The sequence below is a fragment of the Paenibacillus sp. FW126-R14 genome (assembly GCF_058789495.1).
In genome coordinates, this window is sequence record NZ_JBYTBS010000079.1 from 1 (window position 1) to 22,028 (window position 22,028).

General features: G+C 49.0%; 20 protein-coding genes. 8 read left to right on the top strand and 12 right to left on the bottom strand.

Going from position 1 to position 22,028, the window contains the following annotated elements:
• Positions 1-269: 269 nt before the first annotated feature.
• On the bottom strand, positions 270-1,076 hold the full coding sequence (locus AC3WRW_RS30260) for a pyruvate, water dikinase regulatory protein (protein WP_492549928.1): 807 nt from the start codon (positions 1,074-1,076) through the stop codon (positions 270-272).
• Between the two features lie 94 nt (positions 1,077-1,170).
• Positions 1,171-3,198 (bottom strand): beta-galactosidase, encoded by a 2,028-nt coding sequence (locus AC3WRW_RS30265; protein WP_492549929.1) that lies wholly within the window; start codon positions 3,196-3,198, stop codon positions 1,171-1,173.
• Between the two features lie 125 nt (positions 3,199-3,323).
• Between AC3WRW_RS30265 and AC3WRW_RS30270 the strand changes: the two genes are divergently transcribed.
• The 3 genes from AC3WRW_RS30270 (at position 3,324) to AC3WRW_RS30280 (ending at position 6,770) form a co-directional block, all read left to right on the top strand.
• Entirely contained in the window at positions 3,324-4,145 is an 822-nt protein-coding gene (locus tag AC3WRW_RS30270; protein ID WP_492549930.1) for an AraC family transcriptional regulator, read from the top strand.
• Positions 4,146-4,228: 83 nt separating this feature from the next.
• On the top strand, positions 4,229-6,328 hold the full coding sequence (locus tag AC3WRW_RS30275; RefSeq protein WP_492549931.1) for an LTA synthase family protein: 2,100 nt from the start codon (positions 4,229-4,231) through the stop codon (positions 6,326-6,328).
• Positions 6,329-6,386: 58 nt separating this feature from the next.
• The gene (locus AC3WRW_RS30280) at positions 6,387-6,770 is read left to right on the top strand and encodes a YmaF family protein (protein WP_492549932.1); all 384 of its coding nucleotides are present in this window, start codon (positions 6,387-6,389) and stop codon (positions 6,768-6,770) included.
• A 72-nt stretch (positions 6,771-6,842) separates the two neighbouring features.
• Here AC3WRW_RS30280 and AC3WRW_RS30285 read toward each other — a convergent pair whose 3' ends face one another.
• A complete protein-coding gene (locus AC3WRW_RS30285) occupies positions 6,843-7,883 on the bottom strand; it encodes an aldose 1-epimerase (protein WP_492549933.1) in 1,041 nt (346 codons plus the stop codon).
• Positions 7,858-8,742, bottom strand: a complete 885-nt coding sequence (locus AC3WRW_RS30290; RefSeq protein WP_492549934.1) for a CPBP family intramembrane glutamic endopeptidase — start codon at positions 8,740-8,742, stop codon at positions 7,858-7,860. The genes AC3WRW_RS30285 and AC3WRW_RS30290 overlap by 26 nt, the downstream gene beginning before the upstream one ends.
• 176 nt (positions 8,743-8,918) lie before the next feature.
• Here AC3WRW_RS30290 and AC3WRW_RS30295 point away from each other — a divergent pair, with 176 nt between their 5' ends.
• Together AC3WRW_RS30295 and AC3WRW_RS30300 are read left to right on the top strand one after the other, a co-directional pair.
• A complete protein-coding gene (locus AC3WRW_RS30295) occupies positions 8,919-10,277 on the top strand; it encodes a sensor histidine kinase (RefSeq protein ID WP_492549935.1) in 1,359 nt (452 codons plus the stop codon).
• Positions 10,278-10,289: 12 nt separating this feature from the next.
• A complete protein-coding gene (locus AC3WRW_RS30300; RefSeq protein WP_492549936.1) occupies positions 10,290-10,967 on the top strand; it encodes a LuxR C-terminal-related transcriptional regulator in 678 nt (225 codons plus the stop codon).
• Here the strand turns inward: AC3WRW_RS30300 and AC3WRW_RS30305 are convergent.
• Entirely contained in the window at positions 10,961-11,806 is an 846-nt protein-coding gene (locus AC3WRW_RS30305; protein ID WP_492549944.1) for a YitT family protein, read from the bottom strand. The genes AC3WRW_RS30300 and AC3WRW_RS30305 overlap by 7 nt on opposite strands.
• A gap of 253 nt (positions 11,807-12,059) precedes the next feature.
• Here AC3WRW_RS30305 and AC3WRW_RS30310 point away from each other — a divergent pair, with 253 nt between their 5' ends.
• Positions 12,060-14,162 carry an LTA synthase family protein gene (locus AC3WRW_RS30310; protein WP_492549937.1) on the top strand — a complete coding sequence of 701 codons (2,103 nt, stop codon included), beginning with the start codon at positions 12,060-12,062 and terminating at the stop codon, positions 14,160-14,162.
• Between the two features lie 78 nt (positions 14,163-14,240).
• Here AC3WRW_RS30310 and AC3WRW_RS30315 read toward each other — a convergent pair whose 3' ends face one another.
• Both AC3WRW_RS30315 and AC3WRW_RS30320 read right to left on the bottom strand, forming a co-directional pair.
• Positions 14,241-15,260 (bottom strand): Gfo/Idh/MocA family protein, encoded by a 1,020-nt coding sequence (locus AC3WRW_RS30315; protein ID WP_492549938.1) that lies wholly within the window; start codon positions 15,258-15,260, stop codon positions 14,241-14,243.
• Between the two features lie 39 nt (positions 15,261-15,299).
• A complete protein-coding gene (locus tag AC3WRW_RS30320) occupies positions 15,300-16,070 on the bottom strand; it encodes a sugar phosphate isomerase/epimerase family protein (RefSeq protein WP_492549939.1) in 771 nt (256 codons plus the stop codon).
• Positions 16,071-16,205: 135 nt separating this feature from the next.
• Between AC3WRW_RS30320 and AC3WRW_RS30325 the strand changes: the two genes are divergently transcribed.
• Positions 16,206-16,997, top strand: a complete 792-nt coding sequence (locus AC3WRW_RS30325) for a helix-turn-helix domain-containing protein (RefSeq protein WP_492549945.1) — start codon at positions 16,206-16,208, stop codon at positions 16,995-16,997.
• A gap of 249 nt (positions 16,998-17,246) precedes the next feature.
• Positions 17,247-17,474, top strand: coding sequence for a 3-dehydroquinate dehydratase (locus AC3WRW_RS30330; protein ID WP_090822679.1), 228 nt, complete (start codon positions 17,247-17,249; stop codon positions 17,472-17,474).
• Positions 17,475-17,514: 40 nt separating this feature from the next.
• Here the strand turns inward: AC3WRW_RS30330 and AC3WRW_RS30335 are convergent, their stop codons facing one another.
• The 5 genes from AC3WRW_RS30335 to AC3WRW_RS30355 form a co-directional block, all read right to left on the bottom strand.
• Complete coding sequence (locus AC3WRW_RS30335; RefSeq protein WP_492549940.1) at positions 17,515-18,027, bottom strand: DinB family protein; 513 nt, start codon at positions 18,025-18,027, stop codon at positions 17,515-17,517.
• Positions 18,028-18,131: 104 nt separating this feature from the next.
• Complete coding sequence (locus AC3WRW_RS30340) at positions 18,132-18,419, bottom strand: ferredoxin family protein (RefSeq protein WP_205300901.1); 288 nt, start codon at positions 18,417-18,419, stop codon at positions 18,132-18,134.
• A complete protein-coding gene (locus AC3WRW_RS30345; protein WP_492549941.1) occupies positions 18,416-19,726 on the bottom strand; it encodes an FAD-dependent oxidoreductase in 1,311 nt (436 codons plus the stop codon). Before AC3WRW_RS30345 ends, AC3WRW_RS30340 begins: the two co-directional genes overlap by 4 nt.
• Complete coding sequence (locus AC3WRW_RS30350; RefSeq protein ID WP_492549942.1) at positions 19,723-20,832, bottom strand: electron transfer flavoprotein subunit alpha/FixB family protein; 1,110 nt, start codon at positions 20,830-20,832, stop codon at positions 19,723-19,725. Before AC3WRW_RS30350 ends, AC3WRW_RS30345 begins: the two co-directional genes overlap by 4 nt.
• A 111-nt stretch (positions 20,833-20,943) precedes the next feature.
• Entirely contained in the window at positions 20,944-21,777 is an 834-nt protein-coding gene (locus AC3WRW_RS30355) for an electron transfer flavoprotein subunit beta/FixA family protein (protein WP_492549943.1), read from the bottom strand.
• Positions 21,778-22,028: the final 251 nt, after the last annotated feature.

Sequence of the window (22,028 nt, forward strand, 5' to 3'; positions counted from 1 at the left end):
GGTTCGAGGTTCGAGGTTCGGGGTTCGCCGTTGGGGCGTAGGGAGTCAAGGTTGGGAAATGGGACTTTGGGAGTTAGGCTGCGCGGCGAAGTTTCGGGAGCTTGATACGGATTGAAAAAATGGCATCTAAAATGCGATGAAGGTTTGTGAAGATTAGGGGCGAACGGGAAATGTGTTCATTGATGTTTGTTAGATGGATAGGCCTAAAAAAAACGTTGCCATGAACTTTTGTGTTAAGGGCAGCGTTTTTTTAGGGTAGTTATTCTATTTTATCTGTTGGCGATGAGATCAAGGATTAGTCCAGCTGTTTCTTCAATTGCTTTGTTGGTGACATTGATGATGGGACAGTCGAGCTGTTTCATGATGGAAATGGCGTAGTCGAGTTCTTCCTGGATGCGGCGGAAGGTGGCGTATTGGGAGCCATTCGGAAGGCCGACGGCTTTGAGACGTTCAAGTCGAATTTGCAGGATTTGGTTGGCATCCATGGTGAGGCCGATGATGCGTTTGCTTGGGATTTTGAAAAGTTCCGGTGGCAGTTGGATTTCTGGGATGATGGGAAGATTGGCGGACTTGATACCTTTGTGTGCAAGGTAAATGCTTAGTGGTGTCTTGGAAGTGCGAGATACTCCGATGAGCACTACTTCTGCTTGAAGCATGCCGCGGTTGTCTTTGCCATCGTCATATTTGACGGCAAATTCAACTGCTTCTACTCTTCTGAAGTAATCGGCGTCCATTTCGTGCAGCAAGCCCGGTTTGCGCTTCGGTATGTGTCCATATGTTTCCGAGAAAGCTTCCAGCATCGGACCCATGATATCAACAGTTCGCACGCCAAGGCGGTGGGCTTCATTTTTCATTGTTTCACGCAGCTCGGGCTGTACTAGCGTATAGGCGACAAAACCTCCGGCTGCGGCTGCTTCCTGCAGCATTTGGACGATTTCATTTTGTTGGCTGATATGACCGTAACGCCTAATTTTCAACTTTTCGGAGTTAAATTGACGAATGGTGGCTCTGGCAACGGCATCCGCGGTTTCGCCAATTGAATCAGAGCAAAGAAACAATTGCTGTTGTTCGGTCACACTGCACCTCCCTATGAACCTGCTATTCGTTAAATTATACCAAATATGCAAAGAAACCTCTATCCTTCATGCGGTAGAGGTTTTTGCTTGTGTATTAATTTATATGAAGAATAGCGACGCCTTTTGCTTGGAGTGTAACGGTATTTTCTAAAGTTTGCTCAGTTATCAAGTTTGTTGCTTTGAAATCGCCTAATTCGACGTTGACCTCAACCTCATTGTGATTTAGTAGAAATAAATAATTTTCCTTATTTTTGCTTCTGATGGATATTTCTACACCTGGAACAGCGGCTATCGGAGCATGGATTCCTTTGTTTTGGCACAAATTGTGCAGCAAATGTTGCAAGAATGACGGCTCCGGACTAGTTGCAACATACCAAGCTTGGCCTGAGCCATATGTGTTTACGGTAAGTGCAGGCATCCCTGAGTAAAAATCACTGCCGTAGACCGCTTTGATCTCAGCCCCCTCCTGGTGGATTAAATCACACAGGACTCCGCAACGATATTCCCCCTCCAGCTCTCCCCAAGATTCCTTCATTACGATTTGATTGCTCTGATCAGGGAATAAAGCATCGATTTCTTCAGCCCAGATTCCAAGCACTTTTCGTAATTCGCCTGGATAACCGCCTAGGGTGACGATGTCGTTCTCATTGACGATGCCACTGAAAAATGTGGTAAGGAATGTGCCTCCAGCATGAACGAAGTCTTCAACACGCTTTGCATAGCCCTCTTTAATCATGTAAAGGACAGGGGCAATGACGATGTCATAGGAGGATAGATCGGCATCGACGCCAATCATATCAGCTTGTATGTTTTGTTGAAAGAGAGCGTCATAGTATTTGTGGACCTCATCTACATATTTGAGGGCGACGGTTGGCCCGCTCGAAAGTTCGACAGCCCACCGGTTTTCCCAGTCAAATACGATGGCGACTTTCGCTACGACTCTAGAGTCTAGCAGCTTATCTGACAGTTTATGCAGTTCAGCTCCTAATTCCGCGCACTCGCGAAATACTCGCGTATGTTCATGGCCGACGTGCTCGATGACAGCGCCGTGGTATTTTTCGCAAGCTCCGACGGATCTTCGAAGTTGAAAGAACATGACGGTATCGGCGCCGCGAGCAACGGCTTGATAGCTCCACAGCTTCATAACGCCAGGGCGCTTGAGTGAATTATAGGGCTGCCAATTTTGCTGGCTTGGCGTTTGTTCCATCAGCATAAAAGGTTGGCCTTGTTTTAAGCCGCGCATAAGGTCATGAGTCATCGCCGTCAGGCTGACCGGTGTATCCAAGGACGGATAGTTGTCCCATGAGATGACATCCAAATATTTTGCCCACTTGAAATAGTCTAATTCTTTGTATAATCCCATTAAATTTGTGGTGACAGGGAGATCAGGCGTATGTTTTTTGAGCGCGTTATATTCTAATTGATAGCATTCAAGCATGCTGTCTGACATAAATCTGCGATAATCCAGCGAAATGCCTTGAAAATTGGTATTATCCCCATCCCATTCTTCCGACAGGGCGCTCGGAGATACGATTTCTTCCCATTCATAGAAAGTATGTCCCCAGAAGCTTGTGTTCCATGCTTTATTCAATTTTTCAAGTGTTGTATACCGTTCTTGAAGCCATTTGCGGAAACTATCCTCACATTGATCGCAATAACAATAGCCTCCATATTCATTTGAAACATGCCAGATTAGAATGGCGGGATGATCTTTGTAACGCTCAGCAAGCTTATCTGCGAGAAGAGCAGCATATTTACGATAGGTTGGGCTGTTTGGACAGGAATTGTGTCTTCCGCCAAATTTACGTTTCCGCCCTTGGAAATCCACCCGCAGCACATCCGGATATTTACGCGCCATCCACGCGGGATGTGCACCTGTGCTCGTCGCCAGGCAAACGTAAGTGCCGTTCGCATAAAGCTTGTCGATGATTTCATCCAGCCATGCAAAGTCATATGTATCTTCACTCTGTTGCAGGCGAGCCCACGAAAAAACGTTTACGGTAGCCACATCAATTCCCGCAAGCTTAAACATCCGCAGATCTTCGTTCATGACTTCTTTATCCCATTGTTCCGGATTGTAGTCCCCACCGTACCAAATTTTGGGTAGTTTCTCATTGATCATGCTGTCACCTCATCAAAGGTTATTGTGATTATAAGAATAATTCCATTGTATTGGATTATTTTTTATCTTAAAATATAATATTTTTACGGGACTATATAATAAAACAGAACAGGTGAATATCGTTGATGCATAAAAGGTATGAATTAACTCCGTCAACAGCGCAACCGCTTCCAATGTTTATCGAGAGTATTGGACATCATGAAGATCAGGAAAAGCTTGGACGGCCCGAAGGCTTCCCTTGTTATCATTGGCTTCAAACGTTTGCCGGTGAAGGTGAGTTCATTCTGGATGGGAAAAAATATGGATTGCCAGTAGGAGCGGGTGTTTTACTGCTTCCAGGGGTGCCCCACACTTACTATGCGGTAACGGAAAAGTGGTGTACGCAATATGTCACTTTTGGCGGGGGATGTGTAGAAGTTATCCTTAGTACGCTGGATTTATTGGAATCCGCCGTTTACAAATGGGATGTTCTTGGTCCGATGCAAACCGAATTAGGACACATTATTGAAAATATGGATGTTGGGACTGATTACTCCGGTTATGATGCCTCCGCCGATCTGTATCACTTTTTCATCCAGCTCAAAAAGTACGGCCAGCTCAATAATCGCACGTCGATTCGCAATCAGATTGCGCATTTGCAGCCTTTATTGGAGTGGCTGGAGTTTAACTTTCATAACCCCGATATAAGTCTTGGAGAAATGGCAGGCGTCCTAGCCATAACACCCAGGCATATGAATACGTTGTTTCAGCATGCGTTCGGCTTGTCGCCCTATTCTTATCTGATTCGCATGCGGCTGCGTAAATCGAAAGAGTTGCTGCTTCATCCCCCAGCTAAAACCGTTAAGGAAGTGGCCGAACGAGTTGGCTTCCGTGATGTCAGTCATTTTGTTGCCAGCTTTCGCAAACATGTCGGACTTACGCCTGACCGGTTCAGACAGATGAATTAATTTCAAGGGATATCTTCCTTCTTTTTCCCGGATATAAGATAATGGACGAATGGACTTGTACAAAACGAACAGGAGTTACACAAATGACGACACTTCTTCAATGGCTTAAACATCTGCCTTCCCGTATCATGATTCTTGTTTTGCCTTTTTTCCTGATGGCCATGGTCGAATATTTGGAACGAGGGTCTTATGATGAGCTTCATAAATGGGTGACGAACCACCCGCTCTCCATGGTTCTTGCCTACTTTGTCGTAGGAACCTTGTATGTCTTTCTAATCGCATTAACCGGAAAAAGCCGATTGTCCTTTTGGCTGCTATGCGTAGCACTTTTACCGCTCGGAGCGATTAGCGGCAGCAAATTAAAAGCGATCGGAGCCCCCTACTATCCCTGGGATCTTTATTTTAACAATCAAATTGTGGAGTACAGGGCATTCTTGAAAGGGTATTTAAACCTCCGGATACTTGGAATTGTCGTGCTATTTCTCGTATTGATCGCCCTCTTGTTCCATCTGGCGCTTCGTCGCAAGCGTATTCATTTTACCTGGATGGAACGGAGTATTTATGCTGTCATCGCCATCGTAATGGCCACAAGCCTATATATGGATAAGCCTATTCCATTTATGAATCTTTACGGCATTTACACAGTGCCTTGGGATCAAACGATTACCTACGACGAAAATGGGTATCTCTATTCCTCCGTGCAGATGCTCGGATTCCTGAATGTGTCCAAACCTGACGGTTACAGCAAAAAAGCGGTAGCTTCCATTTTAGCTAAAATTCCGGATAAACCGGCGGCAAGCGATAAAAAACCAAATATCATCGTCATGCTCGGAGAGTCTTTCTGGGATCCTACGCTTATGAAAAATATTACGTTCAGCGAAGATCCGATCCCCAATCTGCACCGGCTTCAAAAGACTTACACGAGCGGTTGGATGCTGTCTCCGCAATTCGGCGGCAGTACTGCAAATGTAGAGTTTGAAGTTTTGTCGGGAAATTCGATGCGTTTCTTCGGTAAATCACCCGATAAAATACTGCCATATATCGAATATATGAACCATGGCGTCGACTCGTTGGCCAGCATTATGACAAGGCAAGGCTACACGGCAACTTCGATTAACCCTTTTTTCAGCTATTTTTTCGACAGCCGGAAAGTATATAAACATTTTGGGTTCTCGCGTTTTATTTCCAGCGAGTATTTCCCGAATGATTTTGAAGGGCCGAATTATGCGGATCGTGCCGTTGTCAAGAAGATTATCGAGGAAACGGAAAAGAGCCCTGGACCTGATTTTATTTTCGCAAATACGATGGAAAACCATCATCCTTTTAAACCCGGGAAGTTCAGTAAAAACACGATTGAAGTGACAGGGGATATTACTTCTGAGTCCAAGGGCATTCTGGAGACGTACGCTCAGGGCATTTCGGGAACCGATAAAGCTCTTCAATCATTGGTGGACTATTACTCCAAAAAATCTGAACCAACGATTCTATTGTTTTTTGGCGATCATTTTCCGTTTTTTGAGGAGGATTACAAAGTATATCGCGACGCCAAGTATGTACTTCCTAACGATCCGGATTTATATACAAAAACCCATTATACGCCTTTCCTAATATGGAACAATTTTTTGCCGGCCGATCAAGAGCAGTTGAATCTCAAGATGAGTCCTTCGTTCTTAGGGCCTAAGCTCCTGCACATGGCAGGCGTTAAAGGCAGTTACTACACGGATTATCTCTATGAACTGTCGCAAAAAATTCCGGTTATTCCGCCTAATGACATGTGGGAGAAGTATAACATCCACGAAAGCGATCTTTCGGACTATATGAAGCTTCAGTACGATAATTTATTCGGAGGAAGGTACGGGTACGAAGCCAAAGGCTTTAAGGATACGATTGTGCAGCCCGGATATGTATTAGGTTATGGAGATCCGGTCATTAGCAAGGTGATTCGAAATGATAATAAGCTTCAAGTCGTAGGCAAGCCTTTTTATTCGTCCTGTAATGTCTACATAGATGACAAGCTGTTTAAATCTAACTTTAACGGCGAAGACACGCTGTTTGTCGATTTGTCGGATAAGGAGAATCCCGTGCTTGAAAACGGCAAGTCTCATGAGGTTGAAGTCCGCGTGTATGACGATAAAAAGATGAAAATCGGTCAATCCGCTCTCTACCCGCTTCCACAGTCATGACCCCGGCCCTCTTGGAATAGGATGAACCATATCCTGCAGCCAAGGGGGTTTTTGAGCTATGCTTTACCGGGTTCCTCCTGCTCACGTTCATTTTTTCAAAACGATGTCGTCCAAAGATCTAGACCATAATCACCTACTGCGTCTGTATACGTTTAGCGCGAACGGGACTGCCTACGATTGCCACGTTCATCAGTACTCAGGCATCACTGGCATAAAATACGGGCACTATCATAATTATTATGGGACGACAGGCCCGGCCATCGCGCTTGAGAATGGACGTCATGTTCATTTTCTGGAAGGCACCGTCGAACAAAACGCCTTTAACACGTCAAGAGCCAAGGCGCTTGTGATCTCTGCAGAAAAGGAAGGGCTGATTGAAGAACTGCATCAGCATACGTATTCCGGGTATTCTACGGTTGGTTTTGGTTATGAGCCTTGGTGAAACAATAACTTGGTAAAATAAAAAAAAGAGTCAAGCGGCTTTCTCAGCCTGCACTTGACTCTTTTTCCTTTATTATTCTAATGGCTCTATATGAATCGACCATTCAAACGCGAATGTCTCCCCTGCTGCTAAGCCGCGGGCGCCGGATAGTTCAGGCGCAAAGGGCTCGTTGAACACGTTCATGATGCTCGTGTACGGCTCAAGTGACACGGCATGCGTCCACGGCGCCGTGAACAGAACATGAATGGGAAACTTGTCTCCCATGTCGTACACGAGCTTCGTTCCGCGAGCCTCATAGTGCAGCTCGCAAGTTTGCGGGCCGGGCTCGACGCTGAGCAGCTGCGAGCCGCCAGGGTAGTGCGGCAGCGCCGAGACCGCAGCGCCCTGCTGAAGCGCAGCGGTCAGCGCCGATGGCGCAGGCTCGCCTGCGGCGTAGCCGTCTGCGGACAGCGGCCACTCCCCTGCCGCTGGAATCAACACCTTAACGCGGCTGGCTTCGCCGTCCGCGTAAGCGAAGTACGGGTGAAAGCCAAGGGATAGCGGCATCGTTTGGCCGCTATGGTTGGCGATTTCACCGCGAAGCGACAGCGTACCGTCCTTCAGGCGGTACGTGAAGCGAAAGCATGCGGCGTGCGGAAAGTACGCCAGCATGTCCGGATGCTCCGCGAGATGAAACTCCGCGGAGACAAACGCCCCGCCAGCGGCATCCGCGCCGCTGGCAACGACCTTCCACGGCCGCTCGCGAAGCTCGCCGTGGGCGTGATCCGGCTCCCGGTTCACAGGGAGCCGGTATTCGCGGCCTTCGAAGGTGAAGGCCGCTTGCTTGACGCGCCCCGGCGGGAACAGAATGGGCACGCCGTAGCGCGAAGACTTGGCGCGCAGCTCAGCTGCGCTGGCCGGCTTCGCGATGTAGGCATGGTTCCGCACGTCGAAGCGGAACAAGTGCAGACCGACGGCCGGAATGACTTCGGCCGTCGCTTGGGCGTCATGGTCGACGAGGCGAAGCGTCGACTCCCCGTCCCATTCGCTTTGGATAAGTTCATAGCGTGACAATGGTGTATCCTCCTTGTGTGCGTGTGCGTGCCGCTCAAGCAAATCTTGCTTGGCGAGCATGTTTTCTCAATAGCCGACCATAATAGGCCATAATTAGAAGTATTCCTGCCACAAGAACGATTGTGGTAACGAAGCTGCCCTCAGCCCCAAACGAGCCGCCGGAAAGGAGCGGTTGACCTTGCGTGTAGGCTTTGAAAATCGAAGGCATCGGCGTGCCGGAAACTTGAAAGCCGAAGATGCAGCCCTGCATGAAATTCCATGACAAATGCATGCCGATCGGCATCCACAAGCCTTTTGAAAGCTCGCGGGACAAGCCGAACAGCAGGCCGGCCAGAAGCAGGTTCACAAGCGGCATAGGCGAGCTCCACATCCCCGGATTGAACGTATGTAGAAAGGCGAAAACGAGGGTCGAGATGGTTACGGCAGCTGGGCTGCCAAACCTTGCTTTCACCAGTCCCTGCAAATAGCCGCGTGCGAATAATTCTTCATTCACGGCTACGCCGATGAAGAGCAGGAACCCGCTAAGCAAATCGATCCCCAGGGCAGCGGTCCAAGGATTTGACTGAATGGCAATGCCCCCTAACAGCCAAATGACTAAACAAGAGGCTGATATGAGAAGCGCCCCCGCGGCGAAACCTTCGCCAAACCGCTGTCCAAACCGGCGAATATCCAGTCCCAAGGCCCATCCTTTGCGGCGTTCGAAGATGCCGTAAGCCAGCATCACGCCGCTTATAAAACCGATAATTTGCGCCCACAATGCTGCCTTGGTAAAGAAAGGATCGGCAGCTACCGCAGCCATGCTGAGTTCCAGCTCCGGGCGCTTCAAAATCGCAATAACCGCCGCTGCAATCGATAGTATGACCGTGATGACGACAATGAAAACAAGGGACAATACGACTTTGCCCAAAATGGTTAGCATGGATAGAATGGCTGAGGTTATTCGCTTCTTTACGTCAATGAGGCTTCACTCCCTTCTCCCATTTATTCGAGAAGAAGGCCCTATCTCCTGCCGCTTCGCCTGCAAAGGAACTCTTGTGCAAATGTTGGCTCCATGCCACAATAGAGGAAATATCGGATTCATTCGACGGAGGACTTATGCTTTTCGTGTTGTTTGCCCTTTGGATTATTGCGATCGGGCTTGTCATGATTGACCCCCGGTCAAGCACGATGCGCTGGATGAGCGCAATTGCTTTCACGGGAGGCTTCGGCGCCCTTGCTGCCGTATTATCGGAGACGTTCATCCCGTATATCCAGCAAACGGTTCCTAACCCTGCTATCTCCCTCATGCTTTATCGCTTCATGGGGTTATGTTCTCTTATTTCTTATTATGGCTTGCCTTATTCTTTCGCTATGCTTTCTTTGAAATATAACGGAGCTTGGCCAAAACCGGCCATTCGAACTTGGCTGCCCATCGGATTGCTGATTCCGCCGGTTGCCTGCCTCCTGTTTACACCCGAGTATACCGAGGAAATGCCGATCACCTTTCCGATTGTCGCCTTGTGGGCCGTTCCTTACATTTTCATTGGCGCCGTATTAATCGTCATGAAAACGGATCGGCTGCCCGCCATGAGACGAACGCACTTGTTTACCTGTCTCGCGCTGCTTCCGCCTATTCTCTGCGTCGGCGTGCTGAATTACGTCATGCCTAGCTTCGGCTTTTACCGGATGTGGGTGTATCATGTGTGGATTCTTGCTTTTGTCGTGCCTTTTTTCGTGTTTACCTTTTTCAAATACGGCTTCCTTGGCATGAGGCTTCTGATCGAGCGCCGCAAACTTGACTCCACGCTCAGAGCCATCACCTCAGGAACAGCGATATTGAACCATGCGATCAAAAACGATGTCGGCAAAATGCGATTGTTTCTCGAAAAAATGAAGCAGCATGCCGAGGAAACGAATCAGATGGAGCTCATGAAGGACATTGAAGTTGTTATGGGGGCGTCCTCGCACATCCGGGATATGATAACTCGCGTTCATGAACAAACACAGGAACTACCCTTGCGGGTTTCATCTGTGCATCTGGGAGATCTGCTGGAGGAAGTGCTACTTACGCTTGATCCTTATTTAGCCAAAGTCGTTGTCCGGTCGAACATAGCAGAGAATCTGACGCTCCAGATAGACCGCCTACAACTGGCGGAAACATTGACGAATATAGTGATGAACGCGACCGAAGCGATGCCGCAAGGCGGTGAGCTTAGCATCCGAACTATGCAGACGAAGAAACAGATTGTCCTGGAAATAAAAGATAGCGGTTCAGGCATGGAGAAGGACGTTCTGAAGCAAGTGCTGGAACCGTTTTTCACGACAAAAAGCGGCAGTCACAACAATTTCGGCCTCGGTCTCGCCTATTGCTACAGCGTCATGAAGAAGCATGGGGGAACGTTGGAGCTTAGCAGCTCACCGGGGAAAGGCACCTCCGTATTCCTTACTTTTCCCGGCAGCCGAATACTAACTTAAGGAGGGTCCGTGTTGGAACCTATTCGTATATTAATTGTTGAAGATGACCTTGACTGGCTGCGCGGCCTGCAAGCCTATTTGAACCGCCAGCCTGATCTGTCGGTCATTCATACGGTATCTACCGCGGAAGAGGCTAGAGAACTGTTTATGGCGCCTGAACCGGGTGTTGACGTTGTACTGATGGATATCATGCTGCAAGATGAACCGGCAGGGATTGGACTTGCCGAACAAGCGCTTATCGCTTGGGGAGTGAAAGTCATTATGCTGACTTCCATGGAAGAGAAGGACTTTATTTTCCGTTCGTTTCAAGCCGGGGCCATCGACTATCAAATCAAATCCCGCTTCGAAGAGCTGCCGGCCATTATTCGCGCCGTTCATGCCCGGAAAGCATCCATCAATGCGGCTGTAGCCGAACAGATGAGAGAAGAATTTCGCAGGCTTAAGCGGCTGGAGCACCAATTCAAGGTCAAGGAAGTCCGTGATTTGATTACGCCGACAGAGCTTCAGGTGTTGGAAATGATCGATCAGGGCCACACGCAAACGGAAATTGCCAACCGCTTTTTCATTTCACTGCGGACGGTCAAAATCCATGTAGGCCATATTTTGAAAAAACTCGGGAGCCCAAGCAGCAAGGATGCTGCCCAAAAAATCAGAAACTTGGGGCTGTTTGAACGTGAAAAAGATCAGTGAATGTTTTTCTTTTTAAACCTTCCGCCTTTAACGTCATGAATATTGCCGACTGCGAGGAATGCCGCTGGATCCAATTCGTCAACGATAGATTTCAGTTTGGCTTCCTCCAGCCGCGTGATCACACAGAAGATGACCTTCTTGTTATCTCCGGAGAAACCGCCTTCCCCTTCCAAATACGTTGCACCGCGCCCCAGCCGGTCCAGAATCGCCTCTCCGATCTCTCTGAACTGGTCGCTTATGATCCAGACGGATTTGGACTCGTCAAAGCCCTCGATCGTCACATCAATCATTTTATAAGCAATAAAATAAGCAATTAACGAGTACATCGCACGATCCCAGCTGTATACAAAGCCGGCGCTGCCGAGAATGAAGACGTTGAAAAACATGACGACTTCCCCAACGGAGAACGGTATTTTTTTGGAAACCAGAATGGCAATAATCTCGGTTCCGTCCAGCGATCCCCCGAATCGGATGACCATCCCTACGCCAATGCCGAGGATAATGCCCCCGAACACAGCGGCTAGCAAAGGATCGTTTGTCAGCTCATGAACCGGGTGAAGCAGCGCCGTGCCTGCCGACATCACAAGAATCGCAAATAAAGTCGATAGCGCAAACGTTTTACCGATCATTTTATAACCGATAAAGAGGAATGGCAGATTTAATAAGGTCAAAAATATCCCCACGGGAATGTGGGTCAAATACGAAAAGATAATGGAAATACCGGTGATTCCCCCGTCAATAATCTTGTTGGGAACTAGGAAAATATCAAGTCCGACTGCCATTAAGGCGGCTCCGATAAATAAAAATACGCCGCGCCGCAGCAAGCTGCTCTTGGTCATTCTCCGATGCTGCGCTCTGAATGACGCTCTCTTCTGTAATTGAATCTGTTCTCTTGTCATTGCTCATCCCCTCCGTCGTTTTTCTATTCATCATTTTCTCGATAAAGAAAGCTTTTTCCTGCCTGCGACACGCATCATCTGCTCGTCAAAATGCCATAAAATAATTAGATAAACCCCCATCGAATATTGTCGTTTCCCATGGTATAATGTCAGATGTCATTTACAATTCATCTACAATTCCATAGGAGAAAATATGAAACTAAACACCGACCGTTTATTGCGGCTGTCCCGGCACTGGCTGCCATTCGTTTTACTTGCTTTAATTCCTGTGGTGATTATGGAGATACTAAGCCGTGGGCACTATGTTGAAATGATTACGTGGAGTTTCAAGCATGTGGTCGAACTTCTTTTTAACGAATGGATCGTGCTGAGCCTGCTTCTGCTGTTCATCGCCATCATTGGCCGTACCCGAGCGGCTTATTGGATTCTTTCCGCGATGCTTCTGATCATGGGGCTTATCAGCGGGATCAAGCTCAAAATATTAGGCGTCCCTTTAACGCCATGGGACATCGTGATCGCCGGCGAAGCGTCCGATATGGTGCAATATATCAAGAACATTTTTTCCTTCAAAATTTTGTTTGCGCTCGTACTTTTCCTGGCTTCCAGCTATTACTTGCTCTACCGCACCTCCTTATTTGCGAAAAAAGCGGCCTTAAAAGAGCGCGGAGTTCTTGCCATTATTGCGCTTGTGATGCTGACGGCGGTTTATACCGATCTGCCCTTGCCGGTGCAAAAGTGGTTCGGCATTCAAGCTTCGGTCTGGAATCAGGTTGAAAATACGCAAAAGAACGGTTACGCGCTTGCAACGTTTCTGAATACGAAATCCATGTTCAGCGACAAGCGTGAAGGTTATGATGACAAAGCTGTCGAAGCGATCGTCAGTCAAACGCCTAAGCCGGTTAAAGCCGGCGATAAAATAAAACCGAATGTGATTGTCGTATTGAGTGAAGCTTTCTGGGACCCAACCGTCATTAAAGGCGTAGAATTCAGCAAAGATCCGATTCCGTTCTTTCATAAATTACAGCAGACCGGGACCAGCGGGACGATGCTTTCGCCGCAGTACGGCGGAGGAACGGCTAACGTGGAGTTTGAGGTTCTGACAGGAAATTCGATGCGCTTTCTGCCGCAAGGATCGATTGCGTACAATCAATTTATTTCACATGAAGTGGATTCGCTAGCCAGCATTTATGCCAGACAAGGCTATACATCAACCGCCATCAGCCCTTTTTATAATTGGTATTTTAACAGTAATAAAGTATATAAAGACTTCGGTTTCTCTAAGTATATTCCGATTGAATATTTTAAGCCTAACTATTCTGGCCCGTACATCGCGGACAGCGAAGTTGCTGCCAATATTATTCATGCGACGGATCTCAGCGACGGACCCGACTTTGTTTTCGCGAATACGATGGAAAATCATTTCCATTTCTACCCGGGCAAGTTCCCGAAAAATGATTTCGATGTCAAAGGGGATATATCTCCCTCTTCTCAAGGTATGCTAGAAACGCTTGCCCAAGGCATCCATGCTTCCGATAATTTGTTGAAAACGCTCGTGGAACACTATGAGAAAAAAGGCGAGCCCACCATTATCGCTTTCTGGGGCGATCACTTGCCGGCGCTTGGCGATGACTACGCCACCTATATCGACACCAAATATATCAGCGGCAAAGACGACCCTGATTTCTTGAAAAAAATGTACAGCGTCCCGCTTGTCATCTGGAATAATTTCGATACGGAACGCAAGGATAAATTAAATATCAGTCCATCTTTCTTAGGCCCTTATCTGATTGAATTATCGAAACAGCAAGGCAGCTATTATACGGATTATTTGACTCAGCTTGCAAAAAAGGTTCCTGTCATTCCGCCGAAAGACTATTTTTCATCCATGAACATCAACGAGCAGGATCTGAAAGACTATGAAACATTGCAATACGATATCCTATTCGGCGACCGGCATGCTTATAAAGATTACACGACACCTATTATCAATTCGAAGTATATGCTCGGTTTCGGCCCCATTCTTCTTACGCAAATCGAGACGGATTCGCAAGATATTTCCGGACGCACTAGCGTAACGCTAACCGTACATGGCAACAATCTGCCGCCTTTGGGCTGTGTGACGCTGAACGGGAAAGCCGTTCCTACGACATGGCAGGATGAGCATACGGTAACGGCTAAAGTCGAAGGCAATTTGCTGAAAGCCGGCATTTGGGACATTCAAGTGAATGTGAGGGATTCTAAGGAAACGATCGTAGGCAAATCGAACACACTGCCGATTGAGATCGGCGGAAGATAATAGATTAGATAAAAAGGGCAGCTCCTTTCGTAGATAAATCTACTTGGGGAACTGCCCTTTTTTTTATCTTATAAACGATTAGAGCGTAATGATTTTACCGGTTGCTTCGGACTCGAACGCAGCCAGGATCACTTCCAGGGAGCGCTTGCCTTCTTCGCCGGAAATACGCGGCTTCGTGCCGCTCGCAATGCAAGACACGAACTCGTCGATAACGCCGCTAACCGTTTGCTTCTCGTTTGTCGCGACTTGGCCGACTTTATAACGCTCGACCGTGCCGTTGCGAAGCTCTACAATGACTTGATCGTTCGGGTCTGTATCGATTTTGATTACGCCGTTCTCACACCAGAGAACCGTGGAGTTGTCTTGGCCTTTGTAATACGTCCAGCTTGCAACGAGCGAGCCTGTAGCCCCGCTTTTCATGCGCAGCAAGCAAGTCGAGTTATCATCCACATCCGTGCCTTCTTTATGCAGGGTGCCTACGAATGCCGCCACTTGGGCAACCTCATCATCCAGCAGGTAGCGGATCAAATCCGATTTGTGTACGCCAAGGTCGCCCATCGCGCCCATAATCGCTTCTTCCTTGCGGAAGAACCAGCTCTCGCGGCCGTCCACGCTCCAGCCTTCCGGTCCTGGATGACCGAAGGAAGTGCGGAATGTCAGAACTTTCCCCAATTTGCCGGACTCCAAAATTTCTTTGGCTTTCACGTGCGGCGGCATGAGGCGTTGGTTGTGACCAACCATCAGGAATACGCCGTTTTTCTGAGCAGCCTCGATCATCGCATCGGCTTCTTCCGCTGAAGCAGCCATCGGCTTCTCCACAAGGACATGCGCGCCAGCGTTTGCTGCAGCAATGGATACTTCCGCGTGAAGATAGTTAGGCGTACAAACGCTTACGGCGTCTACTTTTTCTTCTTTCAACATTTCCTCGTAGCTGCTGTACGCTTTGCCGCCATGAAGCTGGGCATAGTGCTCTGCTCTCTCGATAATCGGATCTACGAAAGCAACAAGCTCAACATTTGGATTGAGTGCGTATTCCGGGATATGTCGATGTTTGGAAATGGAGCCGCAACCAACGACGGCCACTTTAATTTTACTCATGCTAGCAGTTCACTCCTCTGATTGGGTAGTTATTAGTTATTAGTTATGAATGTTCAAATAATGCTCTTTAACCCAGTTTAAGCTGTTTTCGATGCTTGTAAGCGGAGGTTTTTGACAGTGATCCTGTTCGACGACAAGCCATTCTACGCCTGCTTGCTCCGCAGCTTGGATGACTTGCTCAAGCGGAACTTCGCCTAATCCAAGCTCCAACGTAACCAGTTTGCCTTCCTCATCTTTCGAGAAATCCTTGAAGTGAAGAAGCGGCAGACGGCCTGCATATTTGGCAATGTAAGCGAGCGGATCTTGTCCGGCATATTTCACCCAGCATACGTCCATCTCCACTTGGATCGCGTCATTCCCCGCATACATGGCATCAAAGACGAACTCGCCGTCCACATGATGATGAAATTCGAAATCGTGATTATGGTATAAAAATTGCAAACCTTGTTTGCCGACTTCAATCGCAATTTGATTGCATTCATCAATCAGCGTTTTCCATTGTTCAGCGTTTTCACGCTCTTCGGCACCCACATACGGACAGATGGCATATTTCGCACCGATTGTGTGCAGGTAGTCAATTTCTCCTTGCAGGTTATTGCGGAATCTATCCAGGCTGATATGGCTTCCGACTGCTTTCAAGCCAAGTTCATCGAGCAGCTGTTTCATTTCTGCGGCAGGCTTGTCAAAATAACCCGCGAACTCGACGCCTTCATATCCCAGCTTGGCAACATGACGAAGTGTGCCTTCCACGTCTTTTGCCATATCATCACGAAGTGTATACAGTTGAACTGCAATTCCTAAACGTCCCATTTCATTCCCTCTTTTCTTGGATTCCAAATTATGCATGATTATAGCCTATGTAAACAGTATAACGGAACTTGGCTTATGATGACCATTCACGATATAATCAAAACATCTCTTATTTGGCTACGAAAGGTGAATGTGATGGACACTGAGCTGTTAACCTGCGGCTATTCTTTTCATATGGAACCGTTTAATGTGAGTACGAAATCCGGGCTGAATTCTTATCTTTTCCGTTTGCAGACTGAGGGTACTTGCGAAATTCTCGCGGATGGCCAAATGATTCGAATCGAAGCCGGCCATTTGCTGCTTTATAAACCGGGAGATCCCTACGAGCTTCGGATCGAGCATGAACCCGGCGGTAAAATTGCCAGCGGAGATTATTATTTATTTTGCAAAGGCGCATGGATCGATGCTTGGTGGAAACGCAGCCTGAAACAAACGTGCACACGGATTGATCTCGATGCGCGGCTCATTTCGCTTTGGCGCCAGCTTATTCTAGAGAAACGCAGAATGGAAGAGGAAAACCGCGAGCTTAGCGGCTACTTGCTGCAAGCGCTTTGCCTCTACGTGGAGCGGGCAGCAACCGAAACGGTCTCTTTGCAAGGCCGGCCTTTTACAGGGACCCGCATGAAACGATTCATCGAAGCCCACGCGACGGCTACTTTCAAAGTCGATGATGTGGCCGACCATGTAGGACTCAGCGTATCCCGCGCCGTTCATTTGTTCAAAGAATGCTTTGGCAAAACGATGATTCAATACGCCCTGGAAGTCCGGTTATCGAGCGCAGTAGAACGCATGCATGACAGCTCCATGTCCTTGGAACAAATTGCCTTAAGCTGCGGATTCGGCAGCTATCCTTATTTCCACCGTGCCTTCAAGCATCGATTCGGGATCTCGCCTAAGCTGTATCGCCAAAAAGATTCGCACAACTAACGGAAATTCACAAATTTTTCATGCGATTTCCTCGGAGTATGGAACTTTTTTGCCTGCTGATTCGTATATTTATAGACAACAAAAAACCCAGCAGTTTAATAGGACCGAAAACGAGGATTTAGTTTACATAGTTGAAAACAAATTTATGAAATGCCTGTTTGTTTCAAAATTGTAAAACTATTTTAAGGTTAAATTAATAATCCTCCTTTATGCTTAAAATATATCCAATTCCTAGGATGGTGAAAAACTATGAAAATGTTTATTACGATTCATAACAAACCCGTGCCTGTCTACTCCGATGAGAAAAATAAAAAGAAATTCAACTTATTGAAATCCGCTCTTGAAGCGAAGGTTATTAAAGGAAGAGCTACGATCAAGAAATGCTTGGACTCTATCATCAGTATTGAAATCGTTGGATGCGAAGCAATTTTGCACTCCTTCAACGAACGCGATTCGCTGGCGTTGTCGCTTTATTAAAAAAAGTACGGCTGGGGCTTTGGTCCCCGCCGTACTTTTTTTATATATACCGTTCTTGCACAACAGCCAGATGATGCTGAGCATGGCCCGCGATCACATACGCAAGCGCTCGTGCGGTGATGTCATACGTGCTTGCATTGCCCAGACGCGTCCAAGCGGAGTCCGCAATTGTTTTCAGCAGTGTGAACGTGGACTGCCGAACTGCTTGGAAATCTTGCAGCAAATCCGCAATCGGCATGTCGTCAAACGTCGTATTCGCAATAAATACATCCTGATCAAACCCAGGCAACTGCGTGGTATCACCGCGAGCGATCCGCAGCATTCGGTAGCTCATCACTCGCTCCGTATCGGTGATATGGCCCAATACTTCCTTTAGGCTCCATTTTCCCGGCGCATAGCGGTATAAGCTTTTTTCATCATCGAGTTTGGCAAATAACGCCGTAATTTCCTCTAGTTGATTTTGCAGAAATGCCGCGTAATCCCCGTCAGGCACTTTGCTCACATAAGCTTCATAATAAATCGCGTATTCCTCTTTTTCTGGTCGCTTCAGCATATCGCAGCAATCTCCCTTCCATCATCAGTCTATCTATGTAATAGACTTATCATAGCGGAAACTTAGCGAAATGAGAAGATGCTTTCCACGGCTTTCATCGGGATTTAACCGAATTTATACGTCATGCCATAGCCGCCTTTGGGATAGACCCAATCGATGTTGTGGGACGGGCAGGCAATCCGGCAAGTGCCGCATTCGATGCAGTTTTCATAGGCAACCGTCGTAATCTTAAGCTTCTTTTCCCACTCATACACATCGGAAGGACAAAAGAAGTTGCAATCCTTGGTCACGCAATTCAAACAAGTCTGTTTGTCTTTGATCACGAGGTGCGACTTGTCATCGCATTTGTAACGAATGGTAAACAGCTTATCGGAAATGTCACTTTGGCTCATCCGTTCATCGCCCTCCATCCCTTATAGCCCAGCTTCATCAGGTTTACGGTGCCGCCTGCGGCGTTTTTGATCAGCTTCATCGCCATCTTTTGCTTATCCCCTTTGGCGATGCCGTCCACGAGGAACATATTATAAGCAGCTTCGTTAAGCGCTCTGGGCAGCTTATCAAATAGCAGTTCAGGGTCCTGCTCCTTGAGGAATTGGTGCATGCCTTTATACTTCTGCAAATCTTTGTGTACAAAGGATTGGCGTATTTTTTGGTCATAGGCTTGCAGCGAAGCCGCCGAGTAATCGCCACGTCCCTTGGCCTCCACAATCGCTTCTCCAGCCAAGCGGCCGGAGGTCATCGCCAAATTGGTGCCTTCCCGATGGACAAAGTTGATGAGCTGCGCGGCATCCCCGCAGACGCACCAGCCATTTCCCGATAGAGGAGGAATAGAGTGAAAGCCGCCTTCGGGAATCAAATGCCCGGAGTACTCCTTCGTTTCTCCGCCCTGAATCAATTTGCGGATCATGGGATGCTGCTTCACCGCGTCCAACACCGCATAGGGCTTCACCTTTTTATCGCGCAAATGGTTCACCATCACGCCGACGCCTAAAGAAATGGTCTCTTTATTCGTATACAAAAAGCCCATGCCCGCCATGCCGAGCGACGTTTCGCCCATGAACTCGATCGTTACCCCTTCGTCGCCTTCAAGCCCGAAACGGTCCTCGATTTTCTCCTTCGGCAGCGCGATCACTTCTTTCACGGCCAGCGACACTTGGTCCGGCGTCCATTCTTTATGAATACCCATGGCTTTTCCGAGCAAAGAGTTTACGCCGTCGGCTATGACAACAACGTCCGCATACAAATCGCCGTCATCCCGGTCCGTCTTCACGCCAACCACTTTATCGCCTTCGCGGATGACGTCCAGTGCGACGGTTTCGTACACCGGGATCGCTCCGGCAGCAACCGCTTTATCGGCAAACCATTGATCAAATTTGACCCGTAAGCCGGTAAAACAGTTGTAAGGCTCCTTGTACGCCTCGTTGCGGTGCCCGAACGTCACCATAGACTCCTTACCCATCATCCAAATGCGCTGCTCCACAATGTACCTTTCCATCGGAAAGTTTTTCTCTTTCCAGAACTCGGGTACGAGCTCTTCAATTTGTTTCCGGTAGAGGACTCCTCCGAAAATGTTTTTGGCGCCGGGGAATTCCCCCCGTTCCAGGAGCACAACGGATAATCCGGCTTGCGCCATCGTTAATGCCGCTGCCGCACCGGCCGGACCTCCGCCAACGACGATCGCATCGAATTTTTCATTCATTTGGCCTCACTCCTTTCCAGCGTTGGTACCGAAGCGGAGACTTCCGCTGCTTGCTTGCCTAACAAGGTTCGGCGTTTTTTTACCTCTTGGGTAATCGCGGGAACCAGCTTAAACAAATCTCCTATCATGCCGTAATGGGCAAATTGAAAAATAGGCGCTTTCTCGTCTTTGTTAATCGCGACGACAACGTCCGCATTGCTCATCCCGACGGTATGCTGCACAGCCCCGGAGATGCCGATAGCGAAGTACAGCTTCGGTCGCACGGTCGCACCCGTCTGGCCGACTTGGTGCTCATGCCCGATCCAGCCCGCGTCGACCGCCGCGCGGGATGCGCCGACGACGCCGCCAAGCGCCTCCGCCAGCTCGGCGAGCAGTGCGAAAGGCTCAGGGCCGCCGAGTCCGCGGCCCCCGGCCACGATAATCTCGGCATCCTCGAGATTGAGCTTACCGGTTTCGTGCAGGAAGTCGAGCACCTGCGCGGCGATCTCTTCTTCCCGCATCGCTGCTTCGATGGGCACGATTTCGCCTTGGCGCGCCGTGTCCTTCGGCAGCGCCTGAAACACACCGGCGCGCGCTGTCGCCATTTGCGGCCGGTACTGCTTGCAGAGGATGGTGGCCATCATCTTCTCGGAAAAAGCCGGCCGGCTGGCCAGCAGCAGCCGCGACGGAGGCGGCTCCACGTCGAGCTGCGTCGTGTCGGCCGTCAGCCCCGTCGGCAGGTGCGTAGCGATGGCGCCTGCCAGGTCGCGGCCCGTGGCTGTCGCGCCGAACAGCACGATCTCGGGCTTCGCTTCCTCGATCAGCTTCAAGCACACCCGGCTGTAGGGCCGGGTTCGATAGGTGCGAAGCTCCGGCGCTTCGCAGAGATACACCCGGTCCGCGCCGTAGTGTACGGCTTCTTCGGCGAGGTGCGCTACATCCTCGCCGATCACGAGCGCCATGAGCGGCGCGTCCAGCTTCGCCGCCAGCTTCCTGCCTTCGCCCAGCAGCTGCCAGGATACCTTCTTCGCGGTGCCGTCCCGCTGCTCAACGACGATTAATACGCCCCGATATGCGGACCAATCGGGCATTGCCGCTTCCTGCTCCGCAGTTTGTTCACTAGCCATAGTAACTTCCTCCATTCGTTACGTGATTCTTCTCTGTCTGCTCCGCTTGCCGCTTGCGCACCTTCGCAAGTGCCTCCAAAGTCCTTGCTAGGACTCTTGCTAGGACTCTTGCTAGGACCAGTCAAGCAGCGTTTGCATGTCTTTCGTCATCAGCTTGTCAGCCAGTTGAGCCGCGGCGGCTTCCGGCGAATCGTACGCAATCATTTGGGTTTTGACCGCTTTCACTTCAGGCACCCATGTTTTGGCGACGATGGTCGGTGAGCCTTTGAGCCCGATTTTCGCCCGCTCCAAGTCAGGGAAGTCCGCCGTTGTCCACACCGTCGGCTTGTAGCGAGCCGCTCGAATCATACCAGGCAGTGACGCCCGTCTGACCTTGTTCAGTTCCTTCAGCGCCGTGATCAGCACCGGCATGCTTGTCTCTACTACTTCGATGCCATCCTCCAAAAGCCGGTGCACGCGCACTTTGCGCTTCTCTTCATCGACTTGAACCACTTTGTTTACATAAGTGAGCTGTTCCAAATCCAATCGGCAAGCAACCCCGGGACCTACTTGTCCCGTGTCGCCGTCCAGCGTTTGTTTGCCGCAAAAAACAATATCGACCGGCCCCCACGTCTCCGCGATTTTACGGATCGTCCGTGCCACCACGTACGAGGTAGCCAGCGTGTCCGCTCCGGCAAAACCGCGGTCCGTCACGAGCACCGCATCGTCCGCGCCGAGCGAAATGCATTCCTTCAGCCCCTTTTCTGCGGGGGGCGGTCCCATGGTGACGACTGTCACCCTTGCCCCGGTTTCATCCTTAATCCGCAGCGCCTCTTCCAGCCCGTGCATATCGTAAAAATTCACAATGCTGGGGACGCCTTGACGAATTAACGTGTTATTTTTCGGGTCAATGCGAATTTCTCTCGAGTCAGGTACCTGCTTGATACACACTACGATATGCAGCATCTCTGCACCCTCCTGTTTCTTCGGGGAACTTTTTGTTGCATCGTTTGACAAAACGGCGGCAATACTTGTCATCATTGTGAATTTTGTCACTTAAATGACGTGTGGAAATCGCTTTCACCGTTAGTTGCATAAAATTACTAGCCTACAACAATATATGCGAAAGGCTTTCTAATATGACGCTCATTTTGGGCTTGGACGGTCTGCGGGTACGGGTGAGGATTGAATGGCAGAGGGGGTGATTTCCGGGGGAG

Coding starts and splice junctions, on each gene's coding strand:
- AC3WRW_RS30265 (WP_492549929.1), bottom strand. CDS start 3,198: ATGATCAATGAGAAACTACCCAAAATTTGGTACGGTGGGGACTACAAT.
- AC3WRW_RS30270 (WP_492549930.1), top strand. CDS start 3,324: ATGCATAAAAGGTATGAATTAACTCCGTCAACAGCGCAACCGCTTCCA.
- AC3WRW_RS30275 (WP_492549931.1), top strand. CDS start 4,229: ATGACGACACTTCTTCAATGGCTTAAACATCTGCCTTCCCGTATCATG.
- AC3WRW_RS30280 (WP_492549932.1), top strand. CDS start 6,387: ATGCTTTACCGGGTTCCTCCTGCTCACGTTCATTTTTTCAAAACGATG.
- AC3WRW_RS30285 (WP_492549933.1), bottom strand. CDS start 7,883: ATGCTCGCCAAGCAAGATTTGCTTGAGCGGCACGCACACGCACACAAG.
- AC3WRW_RS30290 (WP_492549934.1), bottom strand. CDS start 8,742: ATGCTAACCATTTTGGGCAAAGTCGTATTGTCCCTTGTTTTCATTGTC.
- AC3WRW_RS30295 (WP_492549935.1), top strand. CDS start 8,919: ATGCTTTTCGTGTTGTTTGCCCTTTGGATTATTGCGATCGGGCTTGTC.
- AC3WRW_RS30305 (WP_492549944.1), bottom strand. CDS start 11,806: ATGACCAAGAGCAGCTTGCTGCGGCGCGGCGTATTTTTATTTATCGGA.
- AC3WRW_RS30310 (WP_492549937.1), top strand. CDS start 12,060: ATGAAACTAAACACCGACCGTTTATTGCGGCTGTCCCGGCACTGGCTG.
- AC3WRW_RS30315 (WP_492549938.1), bottom strand. CDS start 15,260: ATGAGTAAAATTAAAGTGGCCGTCGTTGGTTGCGGCTCCATTTCCAAA.
- AC3WRW_RS30320 (WP_492549939.1), bottom strand. CDS start 16,070: ATGGGACGTTTAGGAATTGCAGTTCAACTGTATACACTTCGTGATGAT.
- AC3WRW_RS30325 (WP_492549945.1), top strand. CDS start 16,206: ATGGACACTGAGCTGTTAACCTGCGGCTATTCTTTTCATATGGAACCG.
- AC3WRW_RS30330 (WP_090822679.1), top strand. CDS start 17,247: ATGAAAATGTTTATTACGATTCATAACAAACCCGTGCCTGTCTACTCC.
- AC3WRW_RS30335 (WP_492549940.1), bottom strand. CDS start 18,027: ATGCTGAAGCGACCAGAAAAAGAGGAATACGCGATTTATTATGAAGCT.
- AC3WRW_RS30340 (WP_205300901.1), bottom strand. CDS start 18,419: ATGAGCCAAAGTGACATTTCCGATAAGCTGTTTACCATTCGTTACAAA.
- AC3WRW_RS30345 (WP_492549941.1), bottom strand. CDS start 19,726: ATGAATGAAAAATTCGATGCGATCGTCGTTGGCGGAGGTCCGGCCGGT.
- AC3WRW_RS30350 (WP_492549942.1), bottom strand. CDS start 20,832: ATGGCTAGTGAACAAACTGCGGAGCAGGAAGCGGCAATGCCCGATTGG.
- AC3WRW_RS30355 (WP_492549943.1), bottom strand. CDS start 21,777: ATGCTGCATATCGTAGTGTGTATCAAGCAGGTACCTGACTCGAGAGAA.